A 17,989-nucleotide genomic window follows, 5' to 3' on the forward strand; every position below is an offset into this window, starting at 1 on the left:
ATACAAGAACTATGAATAAGAACACTGAAACAAGTAATAACATAGAAGAAGACTTTAAGCCATTGGAGATCACTTCTCCCCGGACCGCAGAAGCACCAGGACCCAATGTAGGTGCAGAATGTTGCTCGGAGGATGGGAAAACTAAAGTAAAGGGTGCTGACGAGCATGCCCACGCAGAAGAAGAGGCAAAAGCATCCTATATCCCGACAGCTATTAGCCTTATTTTGCTACTCGGAGGCATCCTACTGGACTACCTGGATACGCCTTGGTTTACAGGCTACGTACGCCTTTTAAGTTATAGCATTGCCTATGTGCTGGTTGGCTGGCGTGTGGTGTGGCATGCGATTAAGAGCCTTCGAAGTAGTTTTTTTAATGAGTTTTTCCTGATGACCATGGCCACACTTGGGGCTTTCTACATTGGAGAGTATGCCGAAGGAGTAGCCGTGATGCTTTTCTATGTGATCGGTGAGCACTTCCAGGAAGCCGCAGTACTACGCTCCAGACGTTCTATAAAAGCACTTATTGACAACCGGCCGGATGAAGTGGGCGTGGTTACGAATAATGGCGTGGTTATTAAAAAAGCGAAAGAGGTACAAATAGGCGAGACAGTGCAGGTGAAAGCCGGGGAAAAAATAGCATTGGATGGGGAGTTGCTGACCGAACGCGCTTCTTTTAATACCGCGGCCCTGACAGGGGAATCCAAACCGGATACCAAAGCAAAAGGCGAAACAGTGCTGGCCGGGATGATCAACCTGGATCAGGTGATTGAACTCAAGGTCACATCTGCCTATGAGAATAGCGCGCTGTCAAAGATCCTGAAACTTGTGGAAGAAGCGGGTAGCCGCAAAGCCAAAACACAGCAGTTCATTACCAAATTTGCCAAAGTATACACGCCTATTGTCTTTTTCATGGCCATAGGGCTTACGTTTATCCCTTACTTTGTTTTCGATAGCTATGACTTTAACCAGTGGCTTTACCGGGCGCTGATATTTTTGGTTATCTCTTGCCCGTGTGCGCTGGTTATTTCTATACCACTAGGCTATTTCGGTGGCATCGGGGCTGCTTCGCGTAACGGCTTGCTATTCAAAGGCTCTAATTTCCTGGACCTGATGACACAGGTAGACACTGTTGTGATGGATAAAACCGGTACGCTTACTGAGGGTGTTTTCCAGGTGCAGCAGATTGAAACGGTACTGCCCGATAAAGCATGGTTCTTATCTGCTGTGGCAGCATTGGAGAGCAAGTCTACCCATCCGATTGCCCAGGCTGTTGTTGCCGAGGCAGGGCAGACCTATCAACAACATGCCGTAAGCCAGGTAGAAGAAATATCCGGTCATGGTTTGAAAGGAACAGTGGACGGTAAAGAACTGCTGGTAGGTAATGGAAGGTTGCTGGATAAGTTTGAGGTCGGGTATGACCCGAGCATAAAAGAGATTGTGGAGACGATTGTTTTGGTCGCGGTTGACGGTGTTTACGCTGGTTACATTACCATTGCGGACAAAACAAAGGAAGATGCGCCACTAGCTGTTGAACGAATGCGGCAACTGGGTGTGAAGAAACTGGTGATGCTCTCGGGCGATAAAGACTCCATTGTACAGAAGGTAGCCAAAGAACTACAGTTGGATGAAGCATACGGTGGGCTGTTACCCCAGGATAAGGTAGCCCATGTAGAAAAACTAAAAGCAGAAGGCCGAACAGTTGCCTTTGTGGGCGATGGTATCAACGATGCGCCTGTAATCACCCTGGCCGATGTAGGTATGGCGATGGGTGGGCTTGGCTCGGATGCTGCTATTGAAACGGCAGACGTGGTGATCCAGACAGATCACCCTGCCAGGATAGCGACTGCTATCGAGATTGGTAAGAAAACGAAACAGATCGTGTGGCAAAATATTGCGCTCGCTTTCGGCGTAAAAGCTATCGTGCTTATCTTAGGGGCTGGTGGACTGGCAACCATGTGGGAAGCGGTATTTGCAGATGTTGGGGTTGCTTTCTTGGCTATCTTGAATGCGGTGCGGATACAGCGGATGAAATTTTAATAACACTCATGTAGTCAATAATAAGGAGAGCTGGGTATGGGTCTCCTTATTTATTCTAAAACCATAAGTATAAACAGGACACTTATCAGCATAGTTAGCCAAATTGATGTAACACGCTCATCAACGTGTATGTCTTGTATCAAAAAAAGTATCACTGAATTAGTCGGCCTTTTAGCTTTCCCTGCGAGTATTATTATCAACACCAACTGTATTACATAAAGCAGTAGCTTATTATGATACAGTTATTATATTTACAGCAGACTATATAACCATTAACTCAACTGCATATGAAAGCCGTCCTGTACACCCGTGTCTCCACTGCCAGGCAGAACACCGACCGCCAAGTTACTGAGCTCAACGACTACGCTACCCGTCATGGCTTTGAAGTGGTCTATACCGTGTGCGAAACCGTATCAGGCATGAAGAATAAGTACGAGCGCCCAGGCATGGAAAAGATCTTTGAGCTGGCAAGACGCCGAGAGATTACAGAGGTGATTTGTCTGGAGCTGTCTAGGTTGGGAAGGGACAACATGGACGTGCGCCAGATCATCCTGGAATTGGCTGATCTGGGCGTCTGCACGCATGTGATAAACCGTAACCTGCGCTCGCTGGACAAGCACCGAAAGAAAGACTCGATAACGATGATGGTGTTAGGTATACTGGCAGATCTGGCGCAGATGGAGCGGGAGTCTCTGGTGGAGCGGATCGTGTCAGGCCAACAGGAAGCCAAGCGCCAGGGTAAGCACATTGCCAGACCTAAAGGCAGCGTAAAGACTTCGGACAAGTTGCTGGATGAGAACAAAAAGGTAGCTGGGTACCTCAGGGAAGGCAGATGCTCAGTACGCGAGATTGCCAAGCTATGTGCCGTTTCACCTAATACCGTGATGAAGGTAAAGCGTACAATGGGAGAGCTGGTCTAGGGCTAGCACTTTATCCTATTAGGCTAATAATCTATGACAAAGTTATTCTATCAGGGACTGCAGATCTAATTTCCTTTTTAATAGCTAGCGGATGAGAGCCTGTATTATTCGCTAAAACAAATATTGCCTTGGCAAAATAGACCTACCCAGTCTGACCAAAAGCGTTTCCATTTCCTCAAGACACCCCCAATAATAAAAAGGAGCTTCCAAGACTTCTGCTTATTAAGTTAATTTTTTTCATGATTTATTGACTTCAACAAATAACATATTTAATGGGCCGTTAGATAGCAATAAAGAAATGATCTTCCATGCTGCTTCTTTCCTTATCAGCTGGTAAGCGGATATCCAGAAGCATTGTTTTTATAGTGTAATCAGTATTTGCAGCATGTGTTTGCACTTTCAATAATGCATGTAAGTCAGGAAGTGATTTATTTCTTAAAGGCTTAGGATCATGTTCACCATAATGCCATCCAACGATATAAATTCCATGTTTATAACTTTGGTCTTTTAAGTAAGGTACAAGTTGACCGTTAAGCGCTTCCTCAACCTCATCATTCTTGCTAAGCTTAACTTCGATTACGACAGTTACTATATCAGTATTATCGCCTTTCTCCATGGTAAAGGCATCAATATAAATATCCGTGCGCTGTCCCGTTTTGGCACCAAATGAGGGCCTTATTTCAACTTCTCTTTTAACCAAAATGTCTGATCGCCGCAAGTCCTGCACAAGGTGTCGGCGAATAACGTTGGATAGAAAATTCTCATCTCTTACCTTATAACCTAATGTTTTTCTTTCGTCCGTTGGGTCTTTTAGGGGTAACCATAGCACTTCTGCAGCTATGAGTTCATTATGCAAGTCAGCTTGAAAGCGACTTAAGGATTCTAAAATTAGCTCCTGCAAATCTCTTGCTGATTTTACCCAACGTCGATTGCTGGCTTGACTTAGTTTTATCAGAGCATCTGAACTTATTGGATTCCACATATTTCGTCGTAAGTTTTCCCGCACTTGATCTATGCGAAAACGTAACCAAAATGGTTGGCCCATTTGTTCTGAAAGCTGCTCAAGTATTTGCCAAGCTAACTCTGTACCTCTCGAGGCCAACTCAATCACAGCTTCATTACGTAGTGCTACAAAATTCCCTTTTGGACTCTTGTCTTTCCAGTTATCTTTATCATCAGGAGTAAGGCTAAATGCATAAGTAAGCCACAAGATGAATGAATGCAGCTCATGTTCACCAAATGAAGCTAGATAATACAAATCTCCACGTGTGGCGATGCTTACGGATTTCTCTATTATGGTCTCTGCTAAACTTGGATTGCAACTTAAATGCTCCCAATATTTCCATGCGTCATGACTGACTTTGTCACGCTTAAACAAGAGCCATGAGTAAACTGAAATTAAAAGCTTTTCCCTTTCTATAGATTCTACATTGTTAGCTTCTTGTATTAACTGTTGTGCGTACTCCCAAGCCTGCTGAAAGTCTACTTTTAACATTTCTATAAGTAGGGAAGCGCTAAAATCATCGTCCCATACACCAGCCTTTATCGCCGTCAACATATGTAAGGGAAACTTTGCTACTGGAAGAGCTTTATACCAATAACTAAAGTTATAGAAGTTCTCTTTCCTGCCCTCGTATGCATCAGCTTTAAGTAAGAGTGCAGAATCTACTATTTCGGGAACAACACTGGCCGCTAGCTTGCTCAATTCATAGGTATGATCATTACCATAGCTATCCATTTGCACAAGAAAAGGAGCCCAATTTCTCCAAAACTCAACAGAGAGAGTTTGTATAAATGAGACCTGCTGACTATGGCATAACAGAAGCGCTCTGTGTAGTGCTATACCTGGGAAGCTATATAAGTTTTTATCAATCGAATACCATCTTTCAGGAGGAACAGAGTAACGAGAAACGATTTCACTTGCTAAGGCAATCAGATTGTTCTTCTGTATTTCAGAGAGTCTTCCCCAACCTTCAGATTGGGAAATATCATTATAGGAAAGGAAACCAGTTTGCTCTCTTTTAGAGCAAACATAGCCAAGCGCTAAATACCACTCATCGAAAGTTGCCGATTTACCTTTAGCTAGAATTTGTTGAAGGTGATTACGTTTTGTTATTATTGAATGCAGCTTATCTTTCCGCCGCCTTTTCATTTTTATTAGCTTCTTTCTTTCCTCCTTCCTAAGACTTAAGATATGTTCTCTACCATCTATCGCATCTTCGCTATCTAGATCTACTACTTTAAACCATGAGTAAAACGCTTTTCTGCTAGAAGCATATCTTCGCTTTACATCTAGCAGCTGATCATAACGTTGACAATACACTGCTCTAATTTCATTATCAAGAGTTTGTTTCAAAAGAAACATTAGCACACGTGTAAGCCATTCTCTTGCTGGTGCAGAGAGAGATGTATTAATAAGGGCATACACGATATCCCAATCTGTCTGAGATAAAAGTGCGGCCTGACTACTATGATTGTGAACTATACTGTGTGGCTGTGGTCGGTTTTTCCCATAAAGGAAAGTCTTAAATAGATTCACCCTACCTTCATCGGTTGAACCTTCTAAATAATAGTATGCATGTTCGCCATTTAGTGTAACAAAAAAATCAGCCATTACCTGCATAACTGCAGTTACATGTATGTATCGCCAAGCACTTCGTGTCACAAGGCGATTAATCGTTTGCCAGTATCTTTCACGTCTATATTGAAATTTGATTTTATGCAAATGATTTGTTAACCACGTCATACTAGCAATGACTGTAGCCTGGGATAGCTCAAAGCTTTCTATTTTTTCTAATTGATCTAAAAATAGGCGATACACTCCTACATAATGATCATCTTTTTCTTTAGATAGTAGAGGAAACATTTCATCAGCAGAAATGTGATTGGGCCAAAGAATCAGCAACAGCTTTCCTCTAAAGTCGTCTCTAACATCTTCTTCAGGTATAGGTGATTTTAATAGAGAACGTAGCGTTATCTTGGCCTCATCGTTAGCTAATACAGCTAAAATATTCAGTGCATCCAATCGCATTGTGAAGGGCAAAGAAATATCAAGAGTTTGGTTTAAGAAAGTTACTAGAAGCTCACTTACTTTACAGGCTACTACCATATCCAAAGCGAAGCGTTGAGGCGCTTTAGGTGCAGCTGGATCTGATAAGATCGGGAGAAGTTGATCTGCAAGCATTGGATGAGATAAATACTGCATAAAGCTACTTTCGCCGCTTTCTCTATACGGCGGGTATGCTAGGCTACCTAACCATTCTATTAACCTTTGTACTAAAGCGGCACGTTGTTCATTATTCAATCCTCGTAAGTCTGACCGTATTAAAGCCATTGGATCCATATCCAATACTTCATTCCAAAAAGCTGGCTGTATTTCTGTCAGCCATGCAGCAGTTTCTTGAAGAGCAGGAACAATTCCTCCTGAAGGGTCTGCGGATGAGCGGAAGATGGATCGTAAACTGATAGAAGGAAGCTTTGTTAGATTCAGATACCATGCAGCTAAAAACTCTGCATACGATTGGTGTGTCCAAACCATTTGCTTATTAGCTACATCGGTAAAAAGGCCAGTATTTTTAAGTAAATCCCGTACAGAATTTTCTGAAATTTGAGATTGAATACCTTCCCATTTAGCTGTCAAACCTATCCCAACAGCATAAGGATCGAGTTCATTTGCTCCCAGGTTGCCCAGAACTGGATCCATATGGATTATCCTTCTATTGGTCAACACGGCTAAAAAAGCTAAGTAACCAGCTAGCAATAAACGGGCTCTCCCGTCTATTTTATTCTGTCCTTCACGCTCCCGATTAGGCTTTTCACATAATGTTAAGCATCCACGCTCGTATAATCCTGCTCTACCTAAACTTTCGGATATACCAAATGTAGGCTGATAATCCTTATAAAGGTCGATTAATAACTGAAGAGTAACTGGCCTACTTGCCAGTGGCTGGGCATTTACATTTGCAATAGCAGATAAAAATCGTTCGGCATCAAAACCTTCTTGCTCCGCCGCCTGCCTTACTTGATACTGTGTAAGTGGACTTAGTAAAAATATGGAAACGTGTTTTGATGTTGGACCTCTGTGTTTTTTCCACCGACTTTCCAGTTCTTCTGTAAAAGCAACTGGCCAAATTGCATTTCTACATGTGATTCGAAGACGTAAGCGATTTAAATCAAGTCTTTTCAGCACTCTTAAAAGCCCATCTTGTAATCTGTTGATATGCAATAATCCTTCGTCTAAGCTATCTAGCCATATAGTAAGAATGGCATTTGACTTCTGCCATTCCACAACCTCAGCAGATTCTTCTATTTCTCTCCGTAAAGTATCTTCTGTTGTGAAAGAACCTAGATCCAAAAACAAGTTGTCAATTCTATCTTCTAAAACACTCCTAAGCTTATCATATTCATATGATTTACCTATTCCAGGTTCACCCAATAAAATTACACAGGACAAATCCTGTTCAAGCTCTTCTAAGGTTATACCGACAGGCTTCATGGCTAATCCAGGGCCCCATTCAGTACCTGCTATATAACCTGTGTTATCTATAGGGTATGGATGCTTTGCTGAAGGATGAGAAGAAATTGAAAGCCAGCGACGTTGCCATTGATAAGAAACTTGTTGTTGCATTGCTAAACTTATAAAAGTTGATAAGCACAAAGATCAGAGTATAATACAAGCGCCTATTATAATCCTGGGACAACTTTAATAGGCTACTGACATATTTAGCTAATAAGCCTGAAGTGAATGATTACTCAGATTCACCACTAGGGTTTAGTTTCAAAACCCAGACCTGTGCCTTTTCATTTAAAGGAGCTGAGTAACCTGCAACGATAAAGCCTTTGTCAGGGGTTTGAATCAAATCGCTTCCGTAGTTCCAGTGAAAATTCTTTCCGTAACTTTTCTCCCACTGCTTTTCGCCGCTTGCGCCAAGCTTATAGAAACCAAGGTAGAAACTACTGCCAGAATTGGGTTTCAAATATCCTGTCATGGCATACCCCCCGTCATCGGTCAAGGCAATTGCATTGGTTTGAAACGAGTGGCCATTATTGAATGACTGCTCCCATTGCCCATTTCCATCCTTATCCACTTTGATGACACGCATTTCGCTAAAGTCATAAGTCCCCCAGCTGCTACCTGCAATGACGAAGCCACCATCCCGTGTCGCTTTCAGCTGTTCGGCAAAATCGTACCTGTTGTCCCCGTAAGTTTTTTCCCAGACGACAACCCCCTGGGGGTCCGTCTGTATCAGCCCAAAGTCTATGTTCATCCTCCCGCTATACGCCTCATCTCTATTACCTATGCCAGTAGTTTCTTTTTCTACCAACATCAAATATCCCCCCGATGGGATCTGTAGTACATCCGTCCCATTTGTATACAGGGTCGTACCATACATCTTCTCCCATACTGCATTTCCAGCAGCATCGAACTTTACCATTATCGCCTGCGTCCGGATATTCTCAGCAACATGCTTGGTCTCTCCTAAATGACCGACTGCAACAAAACCATTGTCATCAGTCTCTAGCACTGACTTGATGACGATGTCCTTATCCAGTGCTGTTTGCCATATTCGCCTACCTTGAGGGTCTACCCTCAGCAGTGACTTATTAGTCGTGATAATGAATCCCTCGTCCTTTGTCTTTGTCATTGCGACTTTCCTGGACGCTGAGCTCATGTCATGGGTCATACTCCACTGCTCACCGCCTAATGAGTCAATCTTCATGATGAGCGTAACCCAGAGGCTATGGCTATAATCATAGGTGGAACCCGCCAGTACGTACCCCCCGTCAGAGGTTTCACTAACAGCTTCTATGGACGCTGCCCCATCCTTTGCGAATTTTTTGTTGAACTTGATGTAGGCATCATCTGTGGTAAAGGAGAAGTCGGTGCGGGTAGAGTTATTGCGTGTGTCTTTAGCCAGTATATATCCATCATACCGAGTCTCGGGCGTGAGGTTGCCAACTAAGTGTTTGGTTGAATCCAGGGATGCAGCCACTTCCTTTCCCACGAGCACTACTGAATAGGTTACCTTGTCATTCTCAGGATCAGTAGCCTTGGACCATTTTATCTGGGCAGAGTTTTTAGTAATACCCGATACTTCCACGGTAAAGGCGAGTGGAGCGCCGTTGATGGGTTCAGGTGCGGGCTCAGGAATTTCAGACTTGTACTCTGAGCAGCTTATCGAAAGAAAGAAAACCGACAGGATCAGTAGTAGTGCATTATGGGAATGCTTCATAAAAGCTTATTTTCGGAGGGCTGTGAATTTTGACACCTTTAATGTATGCCACTCAGAGACATTGTTCTGCTGCAAGTATGCTGCTAATATAGTACAGTTTCATAACTTCTATAAAGGAATATAGAAGTTTCCTAATCACAGAAGTAAACACCGAACTGATTTAAAATCCTGACCTAATCAGTCGACTAAAAGCACTTTAACTTCCCTCAGGCACCCCAATCCTCTAACAGGAGGTTTCAAAACAAACACCAGTCATTATTTGGATTTCTTCTGATAAGAAAACACCTGCTTACCACGTATTACATGACAACGGCTCCGGCAATCGCACTTATCACCTTCAGCCAGATAAGGAACACCCCAAAGAACAATCCTGCAAAGAAGAGCAACAGGCTCATATAGCGCCTCACACGTAGCTTTCTCGCCCAGACCACGTTGATCAGGCTCAATATTACCAAGGCTACAATTGCCGTGCCTATGATGATAAAGAAACCCTCCCCCCGCACTGCGGCTGCTAATAACCCAAAAGCAAACAAAGCGAAGGGTAATATGGCCACCAGATTGTAAAAGACCGGGTACAGCCCTTTCCTCGTTAGATGAACACCCATTGTTACAAGAAACAGGACCGTCAGCAGAAAAGGTAGGATTGTGTAAAATATCGATAGCCCTTCTTCATTGAAACCCTGGTTGATCAGGTGCCACTGGATATCCCGCCTTCCGCTTTCATCACCATAAGTCCAGAAACCCACCTTCTTCCAGTCTTCAAATTTACCCGCTGCTTTGAGTTGTCCGTTTCTGTGGAAGTATTGTGCCTGCCCGTGCCTGATGTGGTTGTGATACCGCTCCACAAAAAACAGCTTCGGGCTGTCGCCATAGTACTGATAGATGGTGTAAGATGGGCTTCGTTCTTTGAAGTATGTGGCTGATGAGTCCCCTGTGTCTCCAAAGGAGTGGTAAGAGTATACCACATTTTTGTCCAGGTCCCACCTGTGCTTTCTGCTTCCGTTCTCCAGATACACGAACTCTTGTACAACCTCATCATTCCTCACAACACGTTTGGCCTTAAGGTTGCCATTGGGATAGTAAGTAACTGTATCAATGACCTGTGCAGAGGCAGCTAGTGACAAGATAAATAAGCAGAACAGAAGCAGGTATCTCATGTTACGCCACCAGCTTTGCGTACATAATACCCAATACAGAAACAATGACCACTATTGACCACCAGGTGCCTCTCTTTGTTTTCCGGTCCACGTTCTTGCTTACCTGTACCTGATAGACCGACCATATCAGGCCTGCCACTAACGCTGTTCCGGAAACCAGCACCAGGTATTTATTGGTGGAAATGTAAACGGTTGCCATCAGTACTAGCCCGCCCACTATGACGGGTACTAACCACTTCTGTTGCGCCGACGTCTCGTGATTCCTGATCTCCCTCCACTCATGAAGGGTTGCCACCAGGTCATCGTAGTCTTCCACATGTGCGCTTACCACAATGGCATCTGTTGGGTTATTGCCCTTAATAAGCAAGCTGCCATTAGGGTACCGCACAATCTCCTTTATTTCAGCCTTACTGACTGTTACAGTTGGCGTGTTGTACTGCTCTCTTTGCACAAAGTCCTCGCCCACAGTCAAGGTGTAGCTGTTGAATAAATTACGCTGCCTGCTCAGCCCTTTGTACATACCAAATCCAACAGTCACGCATCCCAGTAACAGCATGAAGGGTAGAGTACTGAAATCACTACTGTCAGTATTGTAAAAGCTGATCCCAAAACCTACAGCTATTGCCAGGACGAGAAGAGGCAGGGTTACCTTCAATGCGCTTTTCTGGATCTCTTTGAATCCCTCTTGTTTGTTTCTGTATGACTTCATATAGACTAGAAATGACTATCAGCCCTTTGGCTGTGGTATCAAATATATTTATATTTAGCTATATTTTGCATTATTACTGCTAGAAACAGCAACTACCTTTAGGGTTCGATAAATAATGGAAGTTTTTGAAAACAACGACACTGCTTATCTGCTTTGGATGCAGCAAAATCCGATGGCGTATGTGGTAAACACAGAAAGAAGGAAGAATACCAACTACTCTGTTCTCCATGTTTCTGGATGCCCACACATAGCTACCACAAATGGCATAGTCAATGGGGGATACACTGAGCGAGAGTACATCAAGCTAGGGGCTAGTGCTGTAGCTGAGATAGAAAGTTGGTTGAGCCAGGAGAAACCAAACTTCAAGAGCATTTCAAAAGCGTGTAAGACCTGCGATCCGTCGTCTGGGAGCAAGGTTGCTATATCCAGCAAAACTCCTATACAAAGCAGCAACAGGATAAATGTAAACTTTGAGAATATTTTAGTTGGCGGCAATTACGACCGAGATCTGCTCGCTTCCATGTGGGGATATGGAGGACGTGAAGCCATAAGCCGTGGCATAATAACTCCTGCCAATACTAACCTGATCATCCTGTTTGTTACCAAGGACAAGCCAGCCTCCTATACCCAATATGTCAACTACATCAGCGACGACTACTTGTACTGGGAGGGAGAAAAAAAGGGAGCAAACAACAGAAGAATAATTGAATCATCTCCAAACGGAGATGCTATCCATCTCTTTTTCCGAGACGAGCACCGCTCAGATTTCACCTATAAAGGCTTTATTGAGCTTGAAAACTACACCGAGCATGCTGACGCCCCGATGGAAGCTGTTTTCAGAATCATAGGAAACACTGAGGAAGAAGATGATGACAACACAGTCCCTAAATTAAACTTTAAGGCAACAGGCGGGCCTACTATGCGTCAGGCACTGCTCTCAAGCCGAGTTGGGCAGGGTGTGTACAGACAGAACTTAGTTAGCTTGTGGAAGACCTGCGCTGTAACGGCCCTTAATCTTCCAGAAGTTCTAATAGCCTCCCACATAAAGCCTTGGAAAGACTCCGACAATAGGGAGCGACTGGACCCATACAACGGTCTACTTCTGGCACCAAACCTAGACTCTTTGTTCGATAAAGGTTATATCAGCTTTTTAGATGATGGCTCAGTCCTTTTATCCAAGCAGCTTTCTACAAAAACTTATAGCTCCTTAGGTGTTTCACCTGACTTGAAATTAAGAAAGGTGTTTGATGAGAATATACCCTACCTGGAATATCATAGAAAGCAGGTCTTTGTAGATAAGCCAACGTAACGGAAGAAGCAGTAAAACTCTATGATATACTGCTTAAAGACTGATAGTAGAAATTTGAAACCTATACTTTCATCCAATCACTAAGCATGAAAAAGCTCTACCCATTCCACCTCTTATTATTCATCCTTTTAGTGTCTACTTCTGTAGCAGCACAGGAAACCGCAAGCCATGTGGAAGCTTCAATCGCCGCTTCAGTTCCTTCCACTGGAGTTCCGATGTATGTGAATGCCACTAAGCTGAATGTGCGCCAGAACCCATCTACTGACGCCAAGGCTATCATGGCTTTGAAGGCCCCAAGCAGGGTCACTTTACTGGAGGAAGACGGGGAATGGAACCAGATCAGCGTGAATGGCACAATAGGGTTTGTAAAATCAACATACTTAGTATCTAGCCTGGAAGAGGTCACTGCTGAAGGTGTAGATTTTGATTTTGCGTACCAAAACCCAGAGCGCGTATATCATGCCTCCATTAGCCAATCGCCTGATGTCACTCCCAGAGCCAGCGCCAGAACTGTGGCAAAGGCCAAAGGATCATCTGTCTACTTCTGCAACAGCGGGAACGTAGTTAAATATCACAGTAGCCCCAACTGTCGTGGTCTTAACCGTTGCAGTGCTTCTGTAGATCCGATTCCCCTGAAGCAAGCCCAAAGTGAAATGGATCCTTGCAAGATTTGCTACTAAGCTGAACTTTACACGTTTAATCTAGCAACAACTCTGACTGCAAGTACTAAACAATATTAGCGATGTGTGGAAGATACTCTGTTTTACCAAAGGCAAAGGGTAACTCTAGGGCGGCAACGCTTCTAGAGAAGCACCTAAAGGTAAAGGAAGCGCACTACAACGCAGCACCGAGCCAGGCGCTGCCTGTAGTGACTAATACCCAGCCTGATACGCTGCAGTTCTTCTCTTGGGGCTTGCAGCCCTTTTGGGCCAAGGATGCCAAAGCAGTGAAGCGCTCGATCAATGCACGGGCAGAAACACTTACAGAAAAGCCTTCTTTCCACAAGCTGCTTACGTCGAAGAGGTGCCTGGTACCAGCTAATAGCTTCTTTGAATGGCAGGTTACCGACCATGGCAAGGTGCCTTACAGAATCCTGCTTAAGAACGAAGAGTTATTCTCTTTTGCTGGCCTGTGGGACGAGTGGGCTGATAAAGAGACAGGCGAAGTGCTGCATACATTCACGATCATCAACACGGAAGCAAACGAAGTGGTAAAGCCGATCCACGACCGCATGCCTGTGATGCTCTCTTCTGAGGCAGAAGAACTATGGCTGGACGAGAATGATTCACAACAGGAACTGCTCTCCCTGCTACATCCATATGCAGCCCAGGAGATGAAAGCCTATCCTGTCTCAATGTTAGTGAACTCACTGCTGAATAATACTCCAGAAGTTATTAATTCTCTATAGGTAACGTGATTCGGCAGATATTGAAGCTGAATCCTGCATATCGGTTAAAGTAGATGCCATGGGTTAAATTCCTCAATCACTTGTTAAAAAACCAGCTCGACTGTCGACAGCCATAGCAAAAGCCCCTACGCAAAACCAACCTACCCCGTCTAACCCAACCCGTTTCCATTTACCCAAGCTACCCCCACACTTTCCTGAGGAGATATCTAAACAAAGACCCGTAATTATTTTTTGATTTTCAACGGGCTCCTGAAGTAGTTCAAAGCGTACTCGGGGGCAGGCTATTCAGATCTTTGCAAAAAATAGCATAAATTTTATTTTAAATTAAATACATTATATATATTGTTATTCCACTTAACAGGAAATAATCTAACCACCTATGGAAACAGAACAATACAAGAGCCTCAGCTACAGAAAACACACAGGCAAAAGTGAAATGGATAAGGCCATCAACTCTTTAAAAGGCCTTCTGATGGGTATCGCTTCAGACAATGAAGTCAATGGCACAGAGTTAACCGAACTGCTGCTCTGGTGTGAAAAGCATCAGGATCTCATCAATCGCAACCCTTTTAAAAATCTGATGCAGACCATCCAAGCGGCCATCCAAGATCGTGGTAACCGGGTCGAACTGATGGAGGATCTGTTCTGGCTTTGTGATCGGTACTCCTCCGATCATAACCTTGCTTTCTATGACGTGGCAACGGCAGACCTGCAAACGCTGCAGGGGCTGTGCCATGGCATTCTTTCGGATGGGGTGATACGGGACACAGAAGTTCAAGCCTTGAACAGGTGGCTGGAGCAGCACGAGCACCTAAACTCCTACTACCCCTATGATGAAATCAATACCCTGGTAAACAACGTTCTGGCAGATGGCAAGATTGATGACCAGGAGCGAACGCGGCTGATGGCTTACTTCAATGAATTTGTACTGCTAAATGACCAAGCGCTCACACAAAAGATAAACTCCCACATCTCCTCCATCCAAATTAGCGGTCTCTGCACATCCAACCCCAGGGTAACATTCGATGGCAGCACCTTCTGCCTGACAGGCCTCTTCAGCAGAGGCACCAGGAAAGAGCTGGAGCAGGAGATCGGTGAGCTGGGCGGGTCGATTCACAAAGATGTGACTCAGAAAACCGATTACCTGGTTGTAGGGGACAGCGGCAATCCCTGCTATGCCTTCGCCTGCTATGGCCGCAAAGTGGAGAACGCCATTAAAATGCGCAAACAAGGGCGAAACATCACCCTCATACATGAGTTCGATTTCTGGGACTTACTGGAAGACACGAAGTATGTGACCGGCGAATGAAACCGGGACTTACTAAACCAATTATCCAAGACCAAAAAGAATAACCAAGGGGTTCCATTATTTAGCCTGCTGGATTAGGAGATACACACCTAGTCTACCTTAGGCCCACCCCTTTCTAGTACTTAAACCATCCGTGAGATAAACTTAACCTTGAAAATATGGAACTAGCCATTGCTTCCTTCATCATCCTTGCGCTTGGAGCAGCTTTATTTATCGTATTTAAAAAGCTGCAGCAGAGAAGCAGCTACATCCAGGAATTGCAGCTATCCCTTGCTCGATACGCTCCCATTACGGATATGGAGAAAGCCCTGGACGCGAAGAATCAAGAGCTGAACACAGTACAGAAGGAGATTGATCAGGCGTTTGAGGCTCAAGCCACCACCCTCAACAACATCCAGCAGGATATTGCTCAAGCCCAGGAGGCGAAGAACAAGGAACTCATTGAAATAGAAAAAGAAACGGGTGAGCTCAGGTTAAAATACCAAGCAGGGAAAGAGCTTCTGGCCAAGCTCGAGCATGAACTGGGGCTTTATGACTCCAGACTGGATCTGATAGACTTTGGCATCTACACCCCTATCTTCAACCTGGATACTTCGGAGGATTACAAGGATAAAATAACCCAGGTACTCAATAAGCAGAAAGAACTTGTCCAGCTGAACAAGGCGGCAATTTGCACCACGTCCTGGACCGTGGGTGGTAGCGAGAAGCAGGGAGAGCTTATGGTTCGCCGGTATATGAAGCTCATGCTTCGCGCCTTCAACGGAGAGTCTGACTCCTTGATTGCCAAAGTGCGCTGGAACAACATTACCCTTTTTGAGGAAAGGATAAAGCGCGCCCATGAGGCAATCAATAAACTCGGCAGCTCCAATCAAACCCATATCACCAACGGGTATCTACAGTTGAAACTGGACGAGCTCCACCTGACTCACGAGCTGGAGCTTAAAAAGTACGAGGAAAAGGAGGAGCAGCGCATGATACGCGAACAAATGCGGGAAGAGGAGAAAGCACAGAGGGAGCTTGAAAAAGCGCAGAAGGAGGCCGAGGATGAGGAAAGACGGTTTGAGAGAGCCTTAGAGCAAGCTCATAGAAGGCTTGAGAAGGCGCAAGGTGATGAGGTAGAACAGCTGAGTAGGCAGATACTGGAGCTACAGCTCAAGCTAGCGCAGGCCCACGAGGCGAAGGAACGGGCTATCTCCAGGGCCCAGACCACCAGGTCCGGTCACGTGTATATCATTTCAAACATCGGCTCATTTGGGGAGAACAAGTACAAGATCGGCATGACCCGCCGACTTGAACCACTGGACAGGGTAAAAGAACTCAGCGATGCCTCCGTGCCCTTTGAGTTTGATGTACACGCCATGGTTTACTCCGACGATGCTCCTACCCTGGAGTATACGCTACACAAGGTTTTTAATAACAGGAGGCTAAACATGATCAATACCCGCAAAGAGTTTTTTAATGTCAGCCTGGAAGAAATAGCGGCAGTGATCCAGAATCACTCCACGGTAGAGCTTCATCTTACTAAATTGGCCGAGGCAAGGGAGTATAGAGAAACACTTGCCTTGCTTCGCGGTCCTGTGCAGGAACCTGAGCCAATGTTGACTTCCGTTGAATTTTCAGAATCGCTATTCTAAGCTTGTATGCACAGACATGACGGATCCACTCCAATGATTGACTATTCATGTGTCATTTGAGCAGTCATCTTAATTGAGTTGCGTATAAAATAGGAAAGGAAGGCGATGACCTTCCTTTCCTATTTTATACTGTTTAACGTCGGTAAATAACATAACCCAATATTAGTTTGAAGATTGGTTGCCGTAAAATGGCTGCTCTGGCACCTGGAAATTTAACAACTCAGGCAGTGGAACCTGCAAGGCACGTGATAGAGAAAGGAGCACATCCAACGTAATCGAAAACTTACCATTCTCAGCTCGCTGCACCGTTAGCTTGGAAATATCCGCTAGGTCTGCCAATTCCTGCTGACTCATGCCGTGTGCCTCACGAACCCTCCTGAGGTGGTAGCCGAACGCCTGTATGCCCGTAGGATTTTTCACCCTCAAAAGTGAAACAGTATTCTCACTTATCTGGTATCATATATGTATCCAATTATTTTTCATAGCTGATATATCCTTGAGCACATATGAAGTTTAATATACCGGATGAGGTAAAGAAAGCCAGCGGCATCTACATGATTAAAAGCTCCCTGGATGAGCGTGTCTACATTGGCAAAGCAAAAAACTTATATACCCGATATCTTACCCATCGGAAAGCTTTCTGCAACGGAGCCCACGACAACCTGCTGATGCAGGAGTTGGTCAACGTGCATTCGCTAGAAATCTTTGAGTTTAACCTGGTGGAGCTATGTGAAACGAAGATGTTGCATTGGCGGGAGCTGCACCATATAGAACAACATCTGGCTTTATTCCAAGGCTACGGTTTCAACATCATTGCAGGTGGGGCGGATATGAGAGGGTTTGGGGAAGAGTACAAACTCAATGCGCACCTGATACCTGCGTTAATGGAGAAGTTCGGCTTCCTCAAGTACAGGCAGTACCACACCGAGGTGAACTTCTACCGTGACAGAGTTCAAATCTTGGAGGAGGCCTATAGAGGCATTTCGAAAGAGTTTTATGCCCTTGCCGCTAAGGTAGAAGAATACAAGACTGAACTTCAGAAAGCCAAGACCAAGGCTGACAACAAAAAATTGAAAGCAAGGACCCAAAGATCGGTGCTGCCCCAATATAAACAGCTCTGTTTGTTTACTTATCCGGATTCCGCACCAGTTGTAATACAATAGTTGGATTTGCCTAAAAGCATACACTCTTTTACCGCTATTTCCATAAAAAACCAAGATTCTAAGGCGTTCATTCCCGATTCACCTTAGCCTTGAAGTAGTGCAGGAATTGCC

13 protein-coding genes are annotated in these 17,989 nt (G+C 44.5%); 8 read left to right on the forward strand and 5 right to left on the reverse strand.

Annotated elements, in window-relative coordinates:
- Nucleotides 1-11: 11 nt before the first annotated feature.
- Nucleotides 12-2,036 carry a heavy metal translocating P-type ATPase gene (locus AC4QZR_RS07170; protein ID WP_494480274.1) on the forward strand — a complete coding sequence of 675 codons (2,025 nt, stop codon included), beginning with the start codon at nt 12-14 and terminating at the stop codon, nt 2,034-2,036.
- A 287-nt stretch (nt 2,037-2,323) separates the two neighbouring features.
- Nucleotides 2,324-2,956: a recombinase family protein gene (locus AC4QZR_RS07175; protein WP_494480275.1), complete on the forward strand. Its 633-nt coding sequence runs from the start codon at nt 2,324-2,326 to the stop codon at nt 2,954-2,956.
- Nucleotides 2,957-3,236: 280 nt separating this feature from the next.
- On the opposite strand, the gene AC4QZR_RS07180 is transcribed toward AC4QZR_RS07175, so the two are convergent.
- The 4 genes from AC4QZR_RS07180 to AC4QZR_RS07195 form a co-directional block, all read right to left on the reverse strand.
- Nucleotides 3,237-7,583 carry an NACHT domain-containing protein gene (locus AC4QZR_RS07180; protein WP_494480276.1) on the reverse strand — a complete coding sequence of 1,449 codons (4,347 nt, stop codon included), beginning with the start codon at nt 7,581-7,583 and terminating at the stop codon, nt 3,237-3,239.
- A gap of 121 nt (nt 7,584-7,704) precedes the next feature.
- Entirely contained in the window at nt 7,705-9,189 is a 1,485-nt protein-coding gene (locus tag AC4QZR_RS07185; protein WP_494480277.1) for a fibronectin type III domain-containing protein, read from the reverse strand.
- 299 nt (nt 9,190-9,488) lie between these two features.
- Nucleotides 9,489-10,346, reverse strand: coding sequence for a toxin-antitoxin system YwqK family antitoxin (locus AC4QZR_RS07190; protein ID WP_494480278.1), 858 nt, complete (start codon nt 10,344-10,346; stop codon nt 9,489-9,491).
- A gap of 1 nt (nt 10,347) precedes the next feature.
- Nucleotides 10,348-11,055 carry a hypothetical protein gene (locus AC4QZR_RS07195; RefSeq protein WP_494480279.1) on the reverse strand — a complete coding sequence of 236 codons (708 nt, stop codon included), beginning with the start codon at nt 11,053-11,055 and terminating at the stop codon, nt 10,348-10,350.
- Nucleotides 11,056-11,170: 115 nt separating this feature from the next.
- Between AC4QZR_RS07195 and AC4QZR_RS07200 the strand changes: the two genes are divergently transcribed.
- From AC4QZR_RS07200 to AC4QZR_RS07220, 5 genes are all read left to right on the forward strand, one after another.
- Nucleotides 11,171-12,364, forward strand: coding sequence for an HNH endonuclease (locus AC4QZR_RS07200; protein WP_494480280.1), 1,194 nt, complete (start codon nt 11,171-11,173; stop codon nt 12,362-12,364).
- An 86-nt stretch (nt 12,365-12,450) separates the two neighbouring features.
- Nucleotides 12,451-13,044, forward strand: coding sequence for an SH3 domain-containing protein (locus AC4QZR_RS07205; RefSeq protein WP_494480281.1), 594 nt, complete (start codon nt 12,451-12,453; stop codon nt 13,042-13,044).
- A gap of 62 nt (nt 13,045-13,106) precedes the next feature.
- Nucleotides 13,107-13,772, forward strand: a complete 666-nt coding sequence (locus AC4QZR_RS07210; RefSeq protein WP_494480282.1) for an SOS response-associated peptidase — start codon at nt 13,107-13,109, stop codon at nt 13,770-13,772.
- Between the two features lie 379 nt (nt 13,773-14,151).
- Complete coding sequence (locus AC4QZR_RS07215) at nt 14,152-15,081, forward strand: BRCT domain-containing protein (protein ID WP_494480283.1); 930 nt, start codon at nt 14,152-14,154, stop codon at nt 15,079-15,081.
- A gap of 158 nt (nt 15,082-15,239) precedes the next feature.
- A complete protein-coding gene (locus tag AC4QZR_RS07220; protein WP_494480284.1) occupies nt 15,240-16,715 on the forward strand; it encodes an SNIPE associated domain-containing protein in 1,476 nt (491 codons plus the stop codon).
- A 162-nt stretch (nt 16,716-16,877) separates the two neighbouring features.
- On the opposite strand, the gene AC4QZR_RS07225 is transcribed toward AC4QZR_RS07220, so the two are convergent.
- Nucleotides 16,878-17,135, reverse strand: coding sequence for a helix-turn-helix domain-containing protein (locus AC4QZR_RS07225; protein WP_494480285.1), 258 nt, complete (start codon nt 17,133-17,135; stop codon nt 16,878-16,880).
- Between the two features lie 86 nt (nt 17,136-17,221).
- Here AC4QZR_RS07225 and AC4QZR_RS07230 point away from each other — a divergent pair, with 86 nt between their 5' ends.
- Nucleotides 17,222-17,878: a GIY-YIG nuclease family protein gene (locus AC4QZR_RS07230; RefSeq protein ID WP_494480286.1), complete on the forward strand. Its 657-nt coding sequence runs from the start codon at nt 17,222-17,224 to the stop codon at nt 17,876-17,878.
- The last annotated feature ends 111 nt before the right edge of the window (nt 17,879-17,989 follow it).

It is taken from the genome of Pontibacter sp. YIM B11418, assembly GCF_059278805.1.